This window comes from Streptococcus mitis (genome assembly GCF_901542415.1).
In the GTDB taxonomy this organism is placed as follows: domain Bacteria; phylum Bacillota; class Bacilli; order Lactobacillales; family Streptococcaceae; genus Streptococcus; species Streptococcus mitis_BL.
Window position 1 is genome coordinate 389,433 of the sequence record NZ_CABEHV010000004.1, and the last position, 18,892, is coordinate 408,324.

General features: G+C 38.8%; 18 protein-coding genes. 16 read left to right on the top strand and 2 right to left on the bottom strand.

Annotation, left to right across the window (positions count from 1 at the left end; all coding sequences use genetic code 11):
- Positions 1-293 precede the first annotated feature (293 nt).
- The 6 genes from glgB to FQT24_RS02235 are packed head-to-tail and all read left to right on the top strand — an operon-like array spanning position 294 to position 7,740.
- On the top strand, positions 294-2,222 hold the full coding sequence (gene glgB / locus FQT24_RS02210; protein WP_143952051.1) for a 1,4-alpha-glucan branching protein GlgB: 1,929 nt from the start codon (positions 294-296) through the stop codon (positions 2,220-2,222).
- Positions 2,212-3,354: a glucose-1-phosphate adenylyltransferase gene (locus FQT24_RS02215; protein ID WP_049550962.1), complete on the top strand. Its 1,143-nt coding sequence runs from the start codon at positions 2,212-2,214 to the stop codon at positions 3,352-3,354. Before glgB ends, FQT24_RS02215 begins: the two co-directional genes overlap by 11 nt.
- On the top strand, positions 3,344-4,483 hold the full coding sequence (gene glgD / locus FQT24_RS02220) for a glucose-1-phosphate adenylyltransferase subunit GlgD (protein ID WP_049550963.1): 1,140 nt from the start codon (positions 3,344-3,346) through the stop codon (positions 4,481-4,483). Before FQT24_RS02215 ends, glgD begins: the two co-directional genes overlap by 11 nt.
- Positions 4,480-5,913, top strand: a complete 1,434-nt coding sequence (gene glgA / locus FQT24_RS02225) for a glycogen synthase GlgA (protein ID WP_143952052.1) — start codon at positions 4,480-4,482, stop codon at positions 5,911-5,913. Before glgD ends, glgA begins: the two co-directional genes overlap by 4 nt.
- 58 nt (positions 5,914-5,971) lie before the next feature.
- A complete protein-coding gene (serB, locus tag FQT24_RS02230; protein WP_143952053.1) occupies positions 5,972-6,616 on the top strand; it encodes a phosphoserine phosphatase SerB in 645 nt (214 codons plus the stop codon).
- A gap of 8 nt (positions 6,617-6,624) precedes the next feature.
- On the top strand, positions 6,625-7,740 hold the full coding sequence (locus tag FQT24_RS02235; RefSeq protein ID WP_143952054.1) for a glycerate kinase: 1,116 nt from the start codon (positions 6,625-6,627) through the stop codon (positions 7,738-7,740).
- Here FQT24_RS02235 and FQT24_RS02240 read toward each other — a convergent pair.
- Entirely contained in the window at positions 7,737-8,183 is a 447-nt protein-coding gene (locus tag FQT24_RS02240) for a DUF1694 domain-containing protein (protein WP_143952055.1), read from the bottom strand. The two genes, FQT24_RS02235 and FQT24_RS02240, sit on opposite strands and share 4 nt — an antisense overlap.
- A 163-nt stretch (positions 8,184-8,346) precedes the next feature.
- Between FQT24_RS02240 and eno the strand changes: the two genes are divergently transcribed.
- The 6 genes from eno to FQT24_RS02270 all read left to right on the top strand — a co-directional run bounded on the left by eno (position 8,347) and on the right by FQT24_RS02270 (position 15,062).
- Positions 8,347-9,651, top strand: a complete 1,305-nt coding sequence (eno, locus tag FQT24_RS02245) for a surface-displayed alpha-enolase (protein WP_000022821.1) — start codon at positions 8,347-8,349, stop codon at positions 9,649-9,651.
- Between the two features lie 269 nt (positions 9,652-9,920).
- Entirely contained in the window at positions 9,921-11,180 is a 1,260-nt protein-coding gene (locus tag FQT24_RS02250; protein ID WP_143952056.1) for a UDP-N-acetylglucosamine 1-carboxyvinyltransferase, read from the top strand.
- 15 nt (positions 11,181-11,195) lie between these two features.
- Positions 11,196-11,747: a GNAT family N-acetyltransferase gene (locus FQT24_RS02255; protein WP_143953010.1), complete on the top strand. Its 552-nt coding sequence runs from the start codon at positions 11,196-11,198 to the stop codon at positions 11,745-11,747.
- The gene (gene spxR, locus FQT24_RS02260) at positions 11,740-13,017 is read left to right on the top strand and encodes a CBS-HotDog domain-containing transcription factor SpxR (protein ID WP_143952057.1); all 1,278 of its coding nucleotides are present in this window, start codon (positions 11,740-11,742) and stop codon (positions 13,015-13,017) included. Before FQT24_RS02255 ends, spxR begins: the two co-directional genes overlap by 8 nt.
- A 15-nt stretch (positions 13,018-13,032) precedes the next feature.
- Positions 13,033-13,893: a methionyl aminopeptidase gene (locus FQT24_RS02265; protein ID WP_084887236.1), complete on the top strand. Its 861-nt coding sequence runs from the start codon at positions 13,033-13,035 to the stop codon at positions 13,891-13,893.
- A gap of 251 nt (positions 13,894-14,144) precedes the next feature.
- Complete coding sequence (locus FQT24_RS02270) at positions 14,145-15,062, top strand: bifunctional riboflavin kinase/FAD synthetase (RefSeq protein WP_143952058.1); 918 nt, start codon at positions 14,145-14,147, stop codon at positions 15,060-15,062.
- 90 nt (positions 15,063-15,152) lie between these two features.
- On the opposite strand, the gene FQT24_RS02275 is transcribed toward FQT24_RS02270, so the two are convergent.
- A complete protein-coding gene (locus FQT24_RS02275; RefSeq protein WP_143952059.1) occupies positions 15,153-15,998 on the bottom strand; it encodes a YitT family protein in 846 nt (281 codons plus the stop codon).
- 140 nt (positions 15,999-16,138) lie between these two features.
- Between FQT24_RS02275 and FQT24_RS02280 the strand changes: the two genes are divergently transcribed.
- The 4 genes from FQT24_RS02280 to sdbB all read left to right on the top strand — a co-directional run bounded on the left by FQT24_RS02280 (position 16,139) and on the right by sdbB (position 18,859).
- Positions 16,139-16,978, top strand: a complete 840-nt coding sequence (locus tag FQT24_RS02280; protein ID WP_143952060.1) for a DegV family protein — start codon at positions 16,139-16,141, stop codon at positions 16,976-16,978.
- A gap of 107 nt (positions 16,979-17,085) precedes the next feature.
- A complete protein-coding gene (locus FQT24_RS02285) occupies positions 17,086-17,361 on the top strand; it encodes an HU family DNA-binding protein (protein ID WP_001284640.1) in 276 nt (91 codons plus the stop codon).
- 212 nt (positions 17,362-17,573) lie between these two features.
- Positions 17,574-18,281 (top strand): thiol-disulfide oxidoreductase-associated membrane protein CcdA2, encoded by a 708-nt coding sequence (ccdA2, locus tag FQT24_RS02290; protein ID WP_143952061.1) that lies wholly within the window; start codon positions 17,574-17,576, stop codon positions 18,279-18,281.
- A gap of 11 nt (positions 18,282-18,292) precedes the next feature.
- On the top strand, positions 18,293-18,859 hold the full coding sequence (gene sdbB / locus FQT24_RS02295) for a thiol-disulfide oxidoreductase-associated lipoprotein SdbB (protein ID WP_143952062.1): 567 nt from the start codon (positions 18,293-18,295) through the stop codon (positions 18,857-18,859).
- Positions 18,860-18,892 lie beyond the last annotated feature (33 nt).

An 18,892-nucleotide genomic window follows, 5' to 3' on the forward strand; every position in this document is an offset into this window, starting at 1 on the left:
TCATTTATGGTGCTTTATCTGTTAATAAAATCAGGAGATTCGTTTCCTGATTTATTTTTTTACTTAAAATTATATTTTTGTTAGCTAAATAACGAACTTTATGATAGTATTATAAAAAAACAATTCGTTTTCAAAGCGTTTCTGAAAATTTCTTGATTTACAAGTGAACACATCAGTGAATTTGTTGAAGACTTTCAAAAGATTTTTTTGCAAATTCCGTAATTTACTTGAATCTTCCCTAAAAAGGTAGTATAATAAATCTATAGAAAACGCTTACAGAAATAGGAGGGTGTATGGATAAGAATAATGCTTTAAAAACCTTTATGACAGGTGAAAATTTTCACCTCCAGCACTATCTGGGAGCTCATAGGGAAGAAAAAAATGGAGAGTATGGCTATACTTTTCGTGTGTGGGCGCCTAATGCTCAGGCTGTTCACTTGGTAGGGGATTTCACCAATTGGGTTGAACATCAAATTCCGATGGAACGGAATGAATTTGGAGTCTGGGAAGTCTTTACCAGTCTTGCTCAAGAAGGCCAAATTTATAAGTACCATATCACACGTTCAAATGGTCATCAGCTGATGAAGATTGACCCTTTGGCTGTACGATATGAGGCACGACCTGGGACTGGTGCTATTTTAACAGATATTCCAGAAAAGAAATGGAAGGACGGTCTCTGGCTAGCTCGTAGAAAACGTTTGAGCTTTGAAGAGCGTCCTGTCAATATTTACGAGGCTCATGCTGGCTCTTGGAAGAGGAATCCTGATGGCAGCCCCTATAGTTTTGCTCAATTGAAAGATGAACTCATTCCTTACTTGGTTGAGATGAATTATACTCACATTGAGTTTATGCCCCTGATGTCTCACCCACTAGGTTTGAGTTGGGGCTATCAGCTTATGGGTTACTTTGCTTTAGAGCATGCCTATGGTCGTCCTGAAGAGTTTCAAGATTTTGTTGAGGAATGTCACTTAAACAATATAGGCGTTATCGTAGACTGGGTACCTGGTCACTTTACTATTAATGATGATGCCTTGGCTTATTATGATGGAACACCGACTTTTGAATACCAAGACCATAATAAGGCTCATAACTACGGTTGGGGAGCTCTCAATTTTGACCTTGGAAAGAATGAAGTCCAGTCTTTCTTGATTTCTAGTATTAAGTTTTGGATTGACTTTTACCATTTGGACGGTATTCGCGTGGATGCAGTTAGCAACATGCTCTATCTTGACTACGATGATGCTCCATGGACACCTAATAAAGATGGTGGCAATCTCAACTATGAAGGATATTATTTCCTTCAACGCTTGAATAATGTGATTAAACTAGTTCATCCAGACGTGATGATGATAGCTGAGGAAAGTTCATCAGCTACTCAGATTACTGACACTAAGGATTCAGATGGTCTAGGATTTGACTACAAATGGAATATGGGTTGGATGAATGACATCCTCCGATTCTACGAAGAAGATCCGATTTATCGTAAATATGACTTTAACCTAGTGACTTTCAGCTTTATGTATGTCTTCAAGGAGAACTATCTCTTACCATTCTCACACGATGAAGTGGTTCATGGCAAGAAGAGTATGATGCACAAGATGTGGGGAGATCGTTATAATCAATTCGCAGGCTTGCGTAATCTCTACACTTACCAAATTTGTCACCCTGGTAAAAAATTGCTTTTCATGGGTAGTGAATATGGGCAATTCCTAGAATGGAAATCTGAAGAACAGTTGGAATGGTCTAATCTAGAAGATCCAATGAATGCTAAGATGAAGTATTTCACTTCTCAGCTAAACCAGTTTTACAAAGACCACCGCTGTCTGTGGGAAATTGATAACAGCTATGATGGTATTGAAATCATCGATGCGGATAATAGAGACCAGAGTGTTCTTTCCTTCATCCGTAAGGGTAAGAAGGATGATATGTTAGTCTGTATCTTTAACATGGCACCTGTTGAACGAAAAGATTTTACAATCGGACTTCCTGTTGCAGGGATTTACGAAGAGGTCTGGAATACTGAGTTAGAAGAGTGGGGAGGCGTTTGGAAAGAACATAATCAAACTGTGCAAACGCAAGAAGGGCTATGGAAAGATTATGAGCAGACCTTGACCTTTACCCTACCGGCTATGGGAGCAAGTGTTTGGAAAATCAAACGTCGCTTGAAACCTACTAAAACCGTCACAAGTAAAAACCAAAAAGGAGTAGAAAATGAAGAATGAAATGTTAGCTTTGATTCTTGCTGGTGGGCAAGGAACTCGTCTCGGTAAACTCACTCAAAGCATTGCAAAACCAGCTGTGCAATTTGGTGGGCTCTACCGTATCATTGACTTTGCTCTTTCAAACTGTGCCAACTCAGGCATCAACAATGTTGGAGTCATTACCCAGTACCAACCACTTGCTCTCAACAACCATATCGGGAATGGTTCAAGCTGGGGACTAGATGGTATCAATTCTGGTGTCTCTATTCTTCAACCTTATTCTGCAAGTGAAGGAAATCGTTGGTTTGAGGGGACTAGCCACGCTATTTACCAAAATATCGACTATATCGACAGTGTCAACCCTGAGTATGTCTTGATTCTATCTGGGGACCACATCTATAAAATGGACTATGATGATATGCTCCAGTCTCACAAAGATAATAATGCTAGTTTGACAGTCGCAGTTCTTGATGTTCCTCTTAAAGAAGCTAGCCGTTTTGGTATCATGAACACAGATGCCAATAACCGCATTGTTGAATTTGAAGAAAAACCAGCTCAACCTAAATCGACCAAAGCTTCTATGGGGATCTATATCTTTGATTGGCAACGTCTCCGCAATATGCTTGTTGCTGCTGAAAAGAGCAATGTCGATATGTCAGACTTTGGTAAGAATGTCATTCCAAATTACCTTGAGTCAGGTGAAAGTGTCTATGCCTATGAATTTAATGGTTACTGGAAAGACGTTGGTACGATTGAATCGCTTTGGGAAGCTAACATGGAATATATTTCACCAGAAAATGCCTTGGATAGCCGTAACCGTCAATGGAAGATTTACTCAAGAAACTTAATTTCACCACCAAACTTCCTCGGGGCAAATGCTCACGTGGAAGATTCCTTGGTTGTTGATGGCTGTTTCGTAGATGGAACTGTTAAACATTCTATCCTCTCAACAGGTGCGCAAGTTCGCGAAGGGGCAGAAGTAGTAGATTCAGTTATCATGAGTGGTGCAATTGTTGGTCAGGGAGCTAAAATCAAACGTGCCATTATTGGTGAAGGCGCAGTTATTTCTGATGGTGTCGAAATTGATGGAACAGAAGAAGTACAAGTTGTAGGATATGATGAAGTAGTGGGGGTAGCAACAGATGAAGATTGATAAATATTCTGCCATTTTAGGAAACACAGTTGGTTTTCATGATATGTCAACATTGACCGACCACCGTCCAGTAGCTAGTTTGCCATTTGGTGGTAAATATCGTTTGATTGACTTCCCGCTTTCAAGTCTTGCTAATGCTGGTGTCCGTAGTATTTTTGGTATTTTCCAACAAGACAATATCAGTTCAGTCTTTGACCATATCCGTTCTGGTCGTGAGTGGGGATTGTCAACTCTTCTTAGCCACTACTATCTAGGTATTTACAATACCCGTGTGGAAAGTAGTACAGTTGGAAAAGAATACTACCAACAGCTTCTTACTTATTTGAAACGTTCCGGCTCAAACCAAACAGTGTCACTTAACTGTGATGTTTTGATTAATATTGATCTGAACCAAGTATTCCACCTACACACTACAACAAAAGGTCCAATCACTGTAGTTTATAAAAAACTACCTAAAAAAGATATTTCAGAAGTAAATGCAATCTTAGAAGTGGATGAAACAGACCATGTCCGTTCTCATAAACTCTTTGATAGTAAATCATCAGATGAAGTTTACAATATGTCCACAGATATCTTTGTCGTCGATACACCTTGGTTGATTGAACGCTTAGAAGAAGAAGCTAAGAAAGAACATCCAGAGAAATTGCGTTATGTTTTACGGGATTTGGCGGTAAAAGAAGGGGCTTTTGCCTACGAGTACACAGGTTATCTGGCAAATATTCATTCTGTAGAGTCTTATTACAAAGCTAATAAAGATATGCTTGAATCTCAAAAATTCTACTCTCTCTTCTCACCAAATCAAAAGATTTATACAAAGGTCAAAAACGAAGAACCAACTTATTATGCTAATACATCTAAGGTAAGCACTTCTCAGTTTGCCTCTGGTAGTATCATTGAAGGTCAAGTGGCTAATTCTGTTTTATCACGTAATATTCATGTCCATAAGGATAGCTTGGTTAAAGATAGCATCTTATTCCCTCGTGTTGTTATTGGAGAAGGTGCTCAGGTAGAATATGCTATCTTGGACAAGGGTGTTGAAGTTGCGGATGGAGTTGTGATCCGTGGAACTGCAGAACATCCAGTCGTCGTTAAGAAAGGTGCTAAAGTAACAGAGGATATTCATTCATGAAAATTTTATTTGTAGCAGCTGAGGGTGCGCCCTTTTCAAAAACAGGTGGTTTGGGAGACGTCATTGGCGCTCTTCCTAAATCACTGGTAAAAGCGGGCCATGAAGTTGCAGTAATTTTACCCTACTATGACATGGTAGAGGCTAAATTTGGAAATCAGATTGAAGATGTTCTTCATTTTGAGGTGAGTGTTGGTTGGCGCAGACAGTATTGTGGGATTAAGAAAACAGTCTTAAACGGTGTGACCTTCTACTTTATTGACAACCAATATTATTTCTTCCGTGGTCATGTTTACGGCGATTTTGATGACGGAGAACGCTTTGCTTTCTTCCAACTAGCTGCCATTGAGGCTATGGAAAGGATTGACTTTATTCCTGATCTTCTCCATGTTCATGACTACCATACAGCTATGATTCCTTTCTTGTTGAAGGAAAAATACCGTTGGATTCAAGCCTATGAGGGCATTAAAACAGTTTTAACCATTCATAATTTAGAATTCCAGGGACAATTTTCAGAAGGAATGTTATGGGATTTGTTTGGAGTCGGCTTTGAACGTTACGCTGATGGCACCCTTCGCTGGAACAACTGTCTGAATTGGATGAAGGCTGGTATTCTTTATGCGGACCGTGTTTCAACCGTTTCACCTAGTTATGCTCATGAAATTATGACCAGTCAGTTCGGATGTAACTTGGATCAGATTCTTCGAATGGAGTCTGGCAAGGTGTCTGGTATCGTGAATGGGATTGATGCTGACCTTTATAATCCTCAGACGGATGCTCTTTTAGATTATCATTTTAATCAGGAAGATTTGTCTGGTAAAGCCCAAAACAAGGCAAAATTGCAAGAAAGAGTTGGCTTGCCAGTTAGAGCTGACGTTCCTCTGGTGGGAATTGTTTCTCGTTTGACACGTCAAAAAGGTTTTGATGTGGTGGTGGAAAGTCTTCACCATATCTTGCAAAATGATGTTCAGATTGTTCTTTTGGGAACTGGAGATCCAGCCTTTGAAGGAGCTTTCTCGTGGTTTGCTCAGATTTACCCAGACAAGCTATCAGCAAATATCACTTTTGATGTCAAACTTGCTCAAGAAATCTACGCTGCTTGTGACCTCTTCCTCATGCCGAGTCGTTTTGAACCGTGTGGCTTGTCTCAGATGATGGCTATGCGTTACGGAACCTTGCCATTGGTCCATGAAGTTGGTGGCTTGCGAGATACCGTTAAAGCCTTCAATCCAATTGAAGGAAGCGGTACTGGCTTTAGCTTTGACAATTTATCTCCTTACTGGTTAAATTGGACTTTCCAAACAGCTTTGGACTTGTATAGAAACCATCCTGATGTTTGGAGAAATCTACAAAAACAAGCTATGGAGTGTGATTTCTCGTTGGATACAGCCTGCAGGTCATACCTTGAGTTGTACCATAGTTTAGTTAATTAATAGATAAAATCGTATGATGACTTCATACGATTTTTGGGCTGTTTAGAGAGGAGAACTGATGTCTCAAGTAAAAGGTTTGTGTGTTATGGATGTTGATGGAACCTTAATCCTAGAAGAAGTGATTGATCTTTTGGGTAGAGAGGCAGGTCGTGAGGAGGAAATTTCACAGATTACAAGTCGGGCAATGCGAGGAGAGTTAGACTTTGAAAGCAGTTTAAGAAAAAGAGTGTCCTTGCTGGAAGGTCTTCCTGTTTCGGTTTTTGATAAAGTCTTCAACACTATTCATCTAACGCCAAATGCCCAGAAATTTATCTCTATTCTCCAAAAGAATGGCATCCTAGTTGGTCTGGTGTCCGGTGGTTTTACTCCAATAGTTGAGAGATTAGCAAAATCTCTTGGAATTGCCTATTTCTCTGCCAACCAACTGGAAGTCAAAGGTGGCTTTCTAACAGGGAAATTAGTTGGACAAATTATCAGTCCCCAGGTCAAAAAAGAGACTCTGGAAAAATGGAGAGAGAAACTGAAACTTACTAGAGAAAGAACAGTTGCAATCGGTGATGGAGCCAATGATTTATTGATGTTGAAGGCGGCGGGACTTGGAATCGCCTTTTGTGCCAAAGAAGTGCTCAAAAAAGAAATACCGAATCATGTTGACAAGAGGGATTTTTTAGAAGTTCTACCTTTGATTGACTTTTTAGAATGAGGGAAAATATGAAGATTGTAATTGCACCGGATTCGTTTAAGGAAAGCTTGTCCGCTCAACAGGTAGCTGAAGCAATAAAAAGAGGCTTCCAACAATCGATAGCAGATGTAGAATGTCTCCTCTACCCTGTTGGTGATGGTGGGGAAGGTACAGTAGATGCTATTCGGCATTCTATTGACCTTGAAGAAAAATGGATCAAAGTGACAGGATCTTTTGGACAAAAAGAAGCCATGCGCTATTTTCAAAAAGGGGAACTGGCTCTATTTGAAGTAGCTGATTTGGTTGGCCTTGGAAAAATTCCGCTAGAGAAACGAAATCCACTTCAAATCCAAACTTGTGGTATTGGAGAGTTGATTCGTCATCTCATTGCTAAAGGGATTACAGAAATCTATATCGGCGTTGGTGGCACGGCCAGTAATGATGGAGGACTGGGGATTGCTGCTGGTTTAGGTTATCAATTTTATGATAGGGATGGAAATGTCTTGCCGGCTTGCGGTCAATCCTTATTAAACTTAGGTTCTGTTTCAATAGAAAATCGTTATGAAATTCCTGAAGATGTTCAAATTCGTATTTTAGCAGATGTCGTGAGTCCCTTATGTGGATATCAAGGTGCGACCTACACGTTTGGCAAGCAAAAATGCCTAGATCCTACTATGTTTGAGGCCGTAGATCAAGCGATCCAAGATTTTTATGAAAAATTCTCACCTGTAACATTGGAAATTAAAGGAGCAGGAGCTGGTGGAGGCATTGCTGGCGGTTTGTGTGCCTTTGCTCAGGCAAATATCGTGTCTGGAATTGATACCTGCTTGAACTTAGTCAACTTTGATAAGAAAGTTTCACATGCTGACTTGGTTGTTGTTGGAGAAGGAAGGCTAGATCGTCAAAGCCTAGCAGGTAAAGCTCCTATTGGTGTTGCAAAAAGAACCCCTGTCGGAGTTCCTGTCATTGCTATTTGTGGTAGTCTTGCTGAAGATTTACCTTCCTTACCATTTGAGAATATCCAAGCGGCTTTTTCAATTTTGGAGAAAAGTGAACCTCTAGAAGATAGTTTGAAAAATGCCAGTCTCTATCTGGAGCACACGTCTGCCAATATTGGGCGTTTATTAAGTATGTGCAATATTTAGCCAAACCATTTTTTCCAGAAGGATGTTTTGGCTGGTTCTTCCTTTTTAACTTCCCAAAGTTTTGCAAAAGCAAGTCGAAGGTTCTTTTCTTCTACTTGAACTGGTGCATTGGTGTGGATAATAAGGCCAAAAGGAGAAGAAGTATGCTCTTCAGATACAATGGTAGCTTGACTATCAGTTTCTTTTGCTTCTTTTAAGTAGAAAACTTGTTTGTCAAATTCGATATTTGGTGAAATCTTCACAAATAGTGGTTCTGCTTTTTCCTGAAGATTTTCTAAAATAGATAAAAAGCCTTTTTCTAACTGAGGGCTATTTGCTGTGTCAATATCTGCATATCCAAGAACTCTTTCCTCAAAAGTGCCAAGATAGCGTCTTTGCTCATCTGGATTTAATTTTGGCCCACCATGAGCTTTTTCAAGTAATTGTTTTGATAAATCTGTCATGAAAACAGTATATCATAAAAGTTAGAATAAAACAGATAAAAGAAAGCGATTACTTTATAAAGTTAAGGAAAATTTGCACAAAGATAACGTTTTTTCTTGAAAAAGGAGGGTTTTTAATGTATTATAGAGGTGTAAAAAATTTAACTCATAAGGAGAGTAAAAAATGTCAATTATTACTGATGTTTACGCTCGCGAAGTCCTAGACTCACGCGGTAACCCAACACTTGAAGTAGAAGTTTACACTGAATCAGGTGCTTTCGGACGTGGTATGGTTCCATCAGGAGCTTCTACTGGTGAACACGAAGCAGTTGAACTTCGCGACGGTGACAAATCTCGTTACGGTGGTCTTGGTACACAAAAAGCTGTTGACAACGTAAACAACATCATTGCTGAAGCAATCATCGGCTACGATGTACGTGACCAACAAGCTATCGACCGTGCTATGATCGCACTTGACGGTACTCCTAACAAAGGTAAATTGGGTGCTAACGCAATCCTTGGTGTGTCTATCGCTGTAGCTCGTGCTGCTGCTGACTACCTTGAAATCCCACTTTACAGCTACCTTGGTGGATTCAACACTAAAGTTCTTCCAACTCCAATGATGAACATCATCAACGGTGGTTCTCACTCTGACGCTCCAATCGCTTTCCAAGAGTTCATGATCGTACCTGCTGGTGCGCCATCATTCAAAGAAGCTCTTCGTTGGGGTGCTGAAATCTTCCACGCTCTTAAGAAAATCCTTAAATCTCGTGGTCTTGAAACAGCCGTAGGTGACGAAGGTGGATTCGCTCCTCGTTTTGAAGGAACTGAAGATGGAGTTGAAACTATCCTTGCTGCGATCGAAGCTGCTGGATATGTTCCAGGTAAAGACGTATTTATCGGATTTGACTGTGCTTCATCAGAATTCTACGATAAAGAACGTAAAGTTTACGACTACACTAAATTCGAAGGTGAAGGAGCAGCTGTACGTACTGCAGCAGAACAAATCGACTACCTTGAAGAATTGGTAAACAAATACCCAATCATCACTATCGAAGATGGTATGGATGAAAACGACTGGGACGGTTGGAAAGCTCTTACTGAACGTCTTGGTGGTAAAGTTCAATTGGTTGGTGACGACTTCTTCGTAACAAACACTTCTTACCTTGAAAAAGGTATTGCAGAAGGTGCTGCTAACTCAATCCTTATCAAAGTTAACCAAATCGGTACTCTTACTGAAACATTTGACGCTATCGAAATGGCGAAAGAAGCTGGTTACACTGCCGTTGTATCACACCGTTCAGGTGAAACTGAAGATTCAACAATCGCTGACATCGCAGTTGCAACTAACGCAGGACAAATCAAAACTGGTTCACTTTCACGTACAGACCGTATCGCTAAATACAACCAATTGCTTCGCATCGAAGACCAACTTGGTGAAGTAGCTGAATACCGTGGATTGAAATCATTCTACAACTTGAAAAAATAAAATAGTCCAGTGAACTATTTTATCCCGAACCTTGAAATTCAAAAGTTCGGCCGTTGATTTAACAACGTTTCTAGCCCCTCGGATTTTATCCGAAGGGCTATTTTTCTATTTAGGGGGCAAAAAAGGGGCAAAACATTTCAAGACAGCTCATTTACCAATAAATCCTATTCAGCTAATATAATTGAAAATGATGGAAAAAAGGGTGAATTTATGATATACTTTAATGTAGGACCTTTTTAGAAATTTTGAAAGAGTATTAAAAATTTAAAATGAGAAAAATTGTTATCAATGGTGGCTTGCCCCTGCAAGGTGAGATTACCATTAGTGGTGCAAAAAATAGTGTAGTAGCTTTGATTCCAGCTATTATTTTGGCAGATGATGTTGTAACTTTGGATTGTGTGCCAGATATTTCCGATGTGGCAAGTCTTGTCGAAATCATGGAATTAATGGGTGCTACTGTTAAGAGATATGATGATGTGTTAGAAATTGATCCAAGAGGTGTTCAGAATATTCCAATGCCTTATGGGAAAATCAATAGTCTTCGTGCATCTTATTATTTTTATGGAAGTCTTTTAGGTCGCTTTGGTGAAGCTACTGTTGGTTTACCTGGTGGATGTGATTTGGGACCTCGCCCTATTGACTTACACCTTAAGGCTTTTGAAGCTATGGGAGCAACTGTTAGCTACGAGGGAGATAACATGAAGTTATCTGCTAAAGAAACAGGACTTCACGGCGCAAGTATCTACATGGATACGGTTAGTGTGGGTGCGACGATTAATACGATGATTGCTGCGGTTAAAGCAAATGGTCGTACTATTATTGAAAATGCAGCCCGTGAACCTGAGATTATTGACGTTGCTACTCTATTGAATAACATGGGTGCCCATATCCGTGGTGCTGGAACCAATATCATCATTATTGATGGTGTTGAAAGATTACATGGAACGCGTCATCAGGTGATTCCAGATCGTATCGAAGCGGGAACATACATTTCCTTAGCTGCAGCAGTTGGTAAGGGAATTCGTATTAACAATGTATTATACGAACACCTAGAAGGATTTATTGCTAAGTTAGAGGAAATGGGAGTTCGAATGACTGTATCCGAGGATAGTATTTTTGTCGAAGAACAGTCTAATTTGAAAGCAATTAATATTAAGACGGCTCCTTATCCAGGCTTTGCAACTGATTTGCAACAACCGATTACTCCTCTTTTGCTAACAGCTAATGGTCGTGGTACAATTGTTGATACGATTTACGAAAAACGTGTAAACCATGTTTTTGAATTAGCTAAAATGGACGCAGATATATCAACAACAAATGGTCATATTTTATACACAGGTGGACGTGGTTTACGTGGAGCAAGTGTTAAAGCGACTGACCTGAGAGCTGGTGCAGCTTTAGTTATTGCTGGTTTGATGGCCGAGGGACAAACTGAAATTACCAATATCGAGTTTATCTTACGTGGTTATTCTGATATTATCGAAAAATTACGTAATCTAGGAGCGGATATTAGACTTGTTGAGGATTAAACCGTAGAGGTGTTTATGAATATTTGGACCAAATTAGCAATGTTTTCTTTTTTTGAAACGGATCGCTTGTATTTGCGTCCTTTCTTTTTTAGTGATAGTAAGGACTTCCATGAGATAGCTTCAAATCCAGAAAATCTCCAATTTATTTTCCCGACTCAGGCAAGTTTGGAAGAAAGTCAATATGCAATGGCCAATTATTTTATGAAATCTCCATTAGGAGTATGGGCTATTTGTGACAAGAAAACTGAAAAAATGATTGGTTCAATTAAGTTTGAAAAGCTAGATGAAATTAAAAAAGAAGCAGAACTTGGTTATTTTTTGAGAAAAGATGTGTGGTGTCAAGGTTTTATGACTGAAGTTGTAAAAAAACTTTGCCAACTTTCTTTTGAGGAATTTGGCTTAAAACAATTATCCATCATTACCCACCTTGAAAATGAAGCTAGTCAACGGGTTGCTCTTAAGTCTGGATTTCGTTTGTTCCGTCAGTTTAAAGGAAGTGATCGCTATACAAGAAAAATGCGAGATTATCTTGAGTTTCGCTTTGTAAAGGGAGAAATTAATGAGTAAACACCAAGAAATTCTAAGTTATTTGGAAGAATTACCTGTTGGTAAAAGAGTCAGTGTTCGAAGCATTTCCAACCATCTAGGAGTCAGTGATGGAACGGCCTATCGGGCCATTAAAGAAGCTGAAAACCGTGGAATTGTAGAGACTCGCCCAAGAAGTGGTACTATCCGTGTTAAATCTCAGAAAGTTGCTATAGAGAGATTAACTTTTGCTGAAATTGCAGAAGTGACTACTTCTGAAGTGTTAGCTGGACAGGAAGGACTTGATAGAGAATTTAGTAAGTTCTCAATCGGTGCCATGACCGAACAAAACATCTTATCTTATCTCCATGATGGTGGGCTCCTGATTGTCGGAGATCGTACTCGTATCCAATTACTAGCACTTGAAAATGAAAATGCAGTTCTGGTTACAGGTGGATTTCAGGTTCATGATGATGTGCTTAAACTGGCCAATCAAAAAGGAATTCCAGTTCTGAGAAGCAAGAACGACACTTTTACCATTGCGACCATGATAAATAAAGCCCTGTCAAATGTACAAATCAAGACTGATATTCTGACAGTTGAGAAACTTTATCGCCCAAGTCATGAGTATGGTTTTCTGAGGGAAACAGACACAGTCAAAGATTATTTGGACTTAGTTCGTAAGAATCGTAGCAGTCGTTTCCCAGTTATCAATCAGCACCAGGTCGTTGTTGGGGTTGTTACTATGAGAGATGCAGGTGATAAGTCACCAAGTACTACAATTGATAAGGTCATGTCTCGTAGTCTATTTTTGGTTGGATTATCGACAAATATTGCCAATGTGAGTCAACGGATGATTGCTGAAGACTTTGAAATGGTACCGGTTGTTCGAAATAATCAAACATTGCTTGGGGTTGTAACCAGACGAGATGTCATGGAGAAGATGAGTCGTTCCCAAGTTTCTGCTCTACCGACTTTTTCTGAGCAGATTGGTCAAAAACTTTCTTATCATCATGATGAAGTAGTGATTACAGTGGAACCCTTTATGCTTGAGAAAAACGGAGTTTTAGCCAACGGTGTATTGTCAGAAATTCTGACCCACATGACTCAAGATTTAGTTGTAAATAGTGGGCGCAATCTCATCATTGAGCAGATGCTGATCTACTTTTTGCAGGCTGTTCAGATAGATGATATACTGCGCATTCAAGCCCGTATTATCCATCATACGAGACGGTCAGCTATTATTGATTACGATATTTATCATGGTCATCAGATTGTTTCAAAAGCAAATGTAACCGTTAAAATTAATTAGAAACTAGGAGAAAAGATGATAACATTAAAATCAGCTCGTGAAATTGAAGCTATGGATAAAGCCGGTGATTTCCTCGCAAGTATTCATATCGGCTTGCGTGATTTGATTAAGCCTGGCGTAGATATGTGGGAAGTAGAAGAGTATGTTCGTCGTCGTTGTAAGGAAGAAAATTTCCTTCCGCTTCAGATTGGAGTTGACGGTGCCATGATGGACTATCCTTATGCTACCTGCTGTTCTCTTAACGATGAAGTAGCTCACGCTTTCCCTCGTCATTATATCTTGAAAGATGGTGATTTGCTTAAGGTTGATATGGTTTTGGGCGGTCCAATTGCTAAATCTGACCTGAATGTCTCAAAATTAAACTTCAATAATGTTGAACAAATGAAGAAATACACTCAGAGCTATTCTGGTGGTCTTGCAGACTCATGTTGGGCTTATGCTGTCGGTACACCTTCCGAAAAAGTGAAAAACTTGATGGATGTAACTAAAGAAGCCATGTATAAGGGGATTGAGCAAGCTGTTGTTGGGAACCGTATTGGTGATATTGGTGCAGCCATTCAAGAATACGCTGAAAGTCGTGGTTACGGTGTAGTGCGTGATTTGGTTGGTCATGGTGTTGGTCCAACTATGCATGAAGAACCAATGGTTCCTAACTATGGTATTGCTGGTCGTGGGCTTCGTCTCCGTGAAGGAATGGTTTTGACCATTGAACCGATGATCAATACAGGTGACTGGGAAATTGATACAGATATGAAAACTGGTTGGGCGCATAAGACCATTGACGGTGGATTGTCATGTCAGTATGAACACCAATTTGTCATTACGAAAGATGGACCTGTTATCTTGACTAGCCAAGGTGAAGAAGGGACTTATTAATAAAAAGTGAAAAGACTGCTGGAAGTTCGTTTTGAAAAAATCCAGTATATTTTCTCATATTAAAACGCATTGTATCAAGTTTTAAGGGCTGATGTGATGCGTTTTTCTGATTTCAAGACTCTTCCCTCAATCTCTTGTTATTTATTAAGATATTAAAAAAAATTCTTATAAAATGGTACACTTCAGCTTAAAAAAACGACATTTCAGATTTTCTGTTCCAGAAATAGCTGTCACTATGATATAATTATTTTATGATTATTACTATTCCTATAAAAAATCAAAAAGATATTGGCACACCATCCGATTCGGTCGTTGTTCTCGGCTATTTTGATGGTATACATAAGGGACATCAAGAACTATTTCGTGTTGCCAACAAGGCTGCGAGAAAGGATTTATTGCCTATCGTAGTTATGACCTTTAATGAATCTCCAAAGATTGCTTTAGAGCCTTATCATCCGGATTTGTTTTTGCATATTTTGAACCCTGCTGAGCGTGAAAGAAAATTAAAGCGTGAAGGTGTAGAAGAATTATATCTCCTTGATTTTAGTAGCAAATTTGCTAGTCTCACAGCAGAAGAATTTTTTGCGACTTATATTAAGGCTATGAATGCTAAAATTATTGTTGCAGGTTTTGATTATACATTTGGTTCTGACAAAAAAACGGCAGAAGATTTAAAGAATTACTTTGATGGAGAAGTTATCATTGTTCCACCTGTAGAAGATGAGAAAGGAAAGATTAGTTCAACTCGTATCCGTCAAGCTATTTTAGACGGAAATGTGAAAGAAGCAGGAGAACTTTTGGGGGCACCGCTTCCATCAAGAGGTATGGTGGTTCATGGCAATGCTCGTGGTCGTACGATTGGTTATCCAACAGCTAATTTGGTGCTTTTAGACCGTACTTATATGCCAGCAGATGGTGTTTATGTCGTTGATGTTGAGATTCAAAGACAGAAGTATCGTGCTATGGCTAGTGTTGGGAAAAATGTGACCTTTGATGGAGAAGAAGCACGTTTTGAAGTCAATATTTTTGATTTTAATCAAGATATTTATGGGGAAACAGTCATGGTTTATTGGCTTGATCACATTCGAGATATGACCAAATTTGACTCAGTTGACCAATTAGTGGATCAGTTAAAGGCTGATGAAGAAGTAGCTCGGAATTGGTCTTAAGAGTTTGAGTAATTAAAAAAGAGGTTGTCTGTAACCCAAAAGATAGATGAATAAGTCTAACTTTTGAGGTCACTACATTACCTCTTTTTATTATTTTTCAAAGGTGAATCCTTCTCCAAGGATTTCATGGGCTTCTGTAATGGTTATAAAGGCTTGAGGATCGATTCGATGAATCATTTCCTTCATTTTCACAATCTCATTTCTACCGACAATACAGTAAATAATTTTCAAATCTTTTTGACTATAGTAGCCTTGACCAGAAATAAAAGTAACGCCTCTACCTAGGTCATCATTAATCGCCTTAGCAAGTTGGTCAGGACGTTCGGTAATAATCATAAAGCCTTTACCAGCATAGCCTCCTTCGCCAATCAAATCAATGACACGCGAAACGATAAAATCAAATAAGAGCGTGTAGGAAACCAATCTCAAGTCCTTGAAGATTAGGAGAATGAGCATGAGAATACAAAAATCTAAGATAAAGAGCAGTTTTCCCATTGATATATGAGTGTACTTGTTGAGAATACGAGCTACAATATCAGTACCACCAGTTGTACCTCCAGCATTAAAGATAATTCCAAGACCAATTCCCAATAGAATCCCAGCTATAAGGGCAGTGATTAGTAAATCACCTTGAAGATCAATATGAAGGGGAATACGTTCAAAAAAGGCCAACCAGGCGGACAAGGCTAAGGTTCCTAGTAAACTAGAATAGAGGGACTTTGCTCCAAAAATCTTCCAAGCTAGGATGAAAAGGGGAATATTAATCAGCAAATTCATAAGAGAAACAGGGATTTTAAAAAGATAAAAGGTGATGAGGGTAATACCTGTCGCCCCTCCCTCAAAGAGATGATGAGGAACTACAAAATAAGTTAGACCAAAAGCATAGATAGCAGCACCTAGTAAAATGGTTAAAATGGGATAAATTTTTTTAATCATAGGGACCTCTTTTCTTATAAGTAGATTATATCAAATTTTTAAGGAAAATTTGAATGACTCCATTAGGATTTTTAATCTTTTTTTGATATAATTAAAAGTAAGAAAACCAATCTGAATCCTAAAATAGAAAGATTGATACTATGACAAAAATTAAGATTGTAACAGATTCATCTGTTACTATTGAACCTGAACTAGTAAAACAATTAGATATCACTGTTGTTCCGTTATCTGTAATGATTGATAATGTTGTTTATTCTGATGCGGATTTGAAAGAAGAAGGTAAATTTCTTCAGTTGATGCAATCAAGTAAGAATCTTCCGAAAACAAGTCAGCCACCTGTAGGTGTCTTTGCTGAAGTTTTTGAAGACCTATGCAAAGATGGTAGCCAGATTCTTGCTATTCATATGTCTCACGCCCTTTCTGGCACTGTAGAAGCGGCACGTCAAGGTGCTAGCTTATCTACTGCCGATGTAACAGTTATTGATAGTTCCTTCACTGACCAAGCCCTGAAATTCCAAGTTGTTGAGGCTGCGAAGTTAGCACAAGAAGGCAAAGATATGGAGGAAATTTTAACTCGCATAGAAGAGGTTAAAAACCACACAGAACTCTATATTGGCGTTTCGACTTTGGAAAATCTTGTTAAAGGTGGACGAATAGGGCGTGTAACTGGATTGTTGAGCTCCCTTCTCAATATCCGTGTTGTCATGCAGATGAAAGACCATGAATTGCAGCCAATCGTTAAAGGTCGTGGAGCTAAGACCTTTAAAAAATGGTTGGATGAACTGACAAGTTCGCTTTCTGGACGTTCTGTAGCAGAGATTGGAATTTCATATTCTGGTAGTGCTGATTGGGCAAAAGAGATGAAAGAAAGTTTACAAGCTTATGTTGAAAAGCCAATTTCTGTTTTGGAAACAGGCTCTATTATTCAAACTCACACGGGTGAGAATGCTTGGGCTATTTTAGTACGTTACCATTACTAAAAAAATAAAGAAAATGGGAAGAAATAGCGTTTTTAACTTGACCTAAAAGGGATTTTAGGATATGATTATATTTGTTAATTAGAAATAAAATTGGAGGAATCATTAACATGGCAAACAAACAAGATTTGATCGCTAAAGTAGCAGAAGCTACAGAATTGACTAAGAAAGACTCAGCGGCAGCAGTTGAAGCTGTATTCGCAGCAGTAACTGAGTACCTTGCAGCTGGTGAAAAAGTTCAATTGATCGGTTTTGGTAACTTTGAAGTTCGTGAGCGTGCCGCACGTAAAGGTCGCAACCCACAAACTGGTAAAGAAATCAAAATTGCAGCTTCTAAAGTTCCAGCATTCAAAGCTGGTAAAGCTCTTAAAGACGCTGTTAAATAATCAACCTTCCAAAAGCCTATTGTATCAAGCTTTCTAGCTTGGGCAATAGGCTTTTTTTGTGTATAGGGGGCAAAAAAGAGACAGAATCTGAATGAACTAGTAGCGGAAAATCTTTCAAGTACAGACTAATTCAAATTGCGTAGCAGAAATCATACAAATGAAATTGATTATAGTAAAATAGGATTAGAATTATTAAGAAAGTTGGTTTTTTATTGGAAACGATAGTATTTTCAATCTCCGTTTTTTTAGCAGGGATCTTGTCCTTCTTTTCCCCCTGCATTTTTCCTCTGTTACCTGTTTATACTGGAATTTTATTGGATGATCAGGAAAGTGCAAAAAGCTTTTCTTTGTTTGGGAGAAAGGTTTCCTGGTCAGGTCTGATTCGAACTCTTTGCTTTATCGCAGGTATCTCTCTCATTTTCTTTATTTTAGGCTTTGGTGCTGGTTACTTTGGTAATATTCTCTATGCCAATTGGTTTCGTTACACCATGGGAACAATTATTATCATTTTAGGCCTTCACCAGATGGAAATTTTTCATTTTAAGAAATTAGAGGTTCAAAAAAGCTTTACTTTTAAGAAATCAGAAGCCAATCGTTATTGGTCGGCCTTTTTACTCGGTATTACTTTTAGCTTTGGTTGGACGCCTTGTATTGGTCCAGTTTTAAGTTCTGTTTTAGCGCTTGCGGCTTCTGGAGGCAATGGTGCTTGGCAAGGTGCAATCTATACCTTAATTTACACTCTGGGGATGGCCATTCCTTTCTTGATCTTGGCCCTAGCTTCAGGAGTAGTGATGCCTTATTTTAGTAAAATTAAACGTCATATGATGCTACTGAAGAAAATTGGTGGTTTCCTCATTATTTTAATGGGAATTTTATTACTATTAGGACAAGTAAATGTTCTAGCTGGAATTTTTGAATAAAGGAGAAAAAGATGAAAAAAGTAATGTTTGCTGGCTTAAGCCTCTTGTCATTAGTCGTATTGATGGCCTGTGGTGAGGAAGAGACTAAAAAGACTCAAGCTCCACAACAATCCCCAAAACAACAGCAACAAACGACTGTACAACAAATTGCTGTTGGGAAAGAGGCTCCAGACTTCACCTTGCAATCTATGGATGGTAAAGAAGTTAAGTTATCTGATTATAAGGGGAAAAAAGTCTACTTGAAGTTTTGGGCTTCATGGTGTGGTCCATGTAAGAAAAGTATGCCTGAGTTGATGGAATTAGCGGCGAAACCAGATCGTGATTTTGAAATTCTTAGTGTCATTGCACCAGGAATTCAAGGTGAAAAAACTGTCGAGCAATTCCCACAATGGTTCCAAGATCAAGGATATAAAGATATCCCGGTTCTTTATGATACAAAAGCAACTACATTCCAAGCTTATCAAATTCGAAGTATTCCTACAGAATATCTAATTGATAGTCAAGGAAAGATTGGAAAGATTCAATTTGGTGCTATCAGCAACGCAGATGCAGAAGCAGCCTTTAAAGAAATGAACTAGAATAGATAAAAATCTGATTACAAGAGAGTAGTC

Bases quoted from the DNA above. Each gene is read 5' to 3' on its own strand.
- FQT24_RS02215 (WP_049550962.1), top strand. From the start codon at position 2,212: ATGAAGAATGAAATGTTAGCTTTGATTCTTGCTGGTGGGCAAGGAACT.
- FQT24_RS02240 (WP_143952055.1), bottom strand. From the start codon at position 8,183: ATGACAGATTTATCAAAACAATTACTTGAAAAAGCTCATGGTGGGCCA.
- FQT24_RS02270 (WP_143952058.1), top strand. From the start codon at position 14,145: ATGATTATTACTATTCCTATAAAAAATCAAAAAGATATTGGCACACCA.
- glgD (WP_049550963.1), top strand. From the start codon at position 3,344: ATGAAGATTGATAAATATTCTGCCATTTTAGGAAACACAGTTGGTTTT.
- sdbB (WP_143952062.1), top strand. From the start codon at position 18,293: ATGAAAAAAGTAATGTTTGCTGGCTTAAGCCTCTTGTCATTAGTCGTA.
- FQT24_RS02235 (WP_143952054.1), top strand. From the start codon at position 6,625: ATGAAGATTGTAATTGCACCGGATTCGTTTAAGGAAAGCTTGTCCGCT.
- FQT24_RS02255 (WP_143953010.1), top strand. From the start codon at position 11,196: ATGAATATTTGGACCAAATTAGCAATGTTTTCTTTTTTTGAAACGGAT.
- glgA (WP_143952052.1), top strand. From the start codon at position 4,480: ATGAAAATTTTATTTGTAGCAGCTGAGGGTGCGCCCTTTTCAAAAACA.
- FQT24_RS02275 (WP_143952059.1), bottom strand. From the start codon at position 15,998: ATGATTAAAAAAATTTATCCCATTTTAACCATTTTACTAGGTGCTGCT.
- eno (WP_000022821.1), top strand. From the start codon at position 8,347: ATGTCAATTATTACTGATGTTTACGCTCGCGAAGTCCTAGACTCACGC.
- FQT24_RS02250 (WP_143952056.1), top strand. From the start codon at position 9,921: ATGAGAAAAATTGTTATCAATGGTGGCTTGCCCCTGCAAGGTGAGATT.
- glgB (WP_143952051.1), top strand. From the start codon at position 294: ATGGATAAGAATAATGCTTTAAAAACCTTTATGACAGGTGAAAATTTT.
- spxR (WP_143952057.1), top strand. From the start codon at position 11,740: ATGAGTAAACACCAAGAAATTCTAAGTTATTTGGAAGAATTACCTGTT.
- FQT24_RS02285 (WP_001284640.1), top strand. From the start codon at position 17,086: ATGGCAAACAAACAAGATTTGATCGCTAAAGTAGCAGAAGCTACAGAA.
- FQT24_RS02265 (WP_084887236.1), top strand. From the start codon at position 13,033: ATGATAACATTAAAATCAGCTCGTGAAATTGAAGCTATGGATAAAGCC.
- FQT24_RS02280 (WP_143952060.1), top strand. From the start codon at position 16,139: ATGACAAAAATTAAGATTGTAACAGATTCATCTGTTACTATTGAACCT.
- serB (WP_143952053.1), top strand. From the start codon at position 5,972: ATGTCTCAAGTAAAAGGTTTGTGTGTTATGGATGTTGATGGAACCTTA.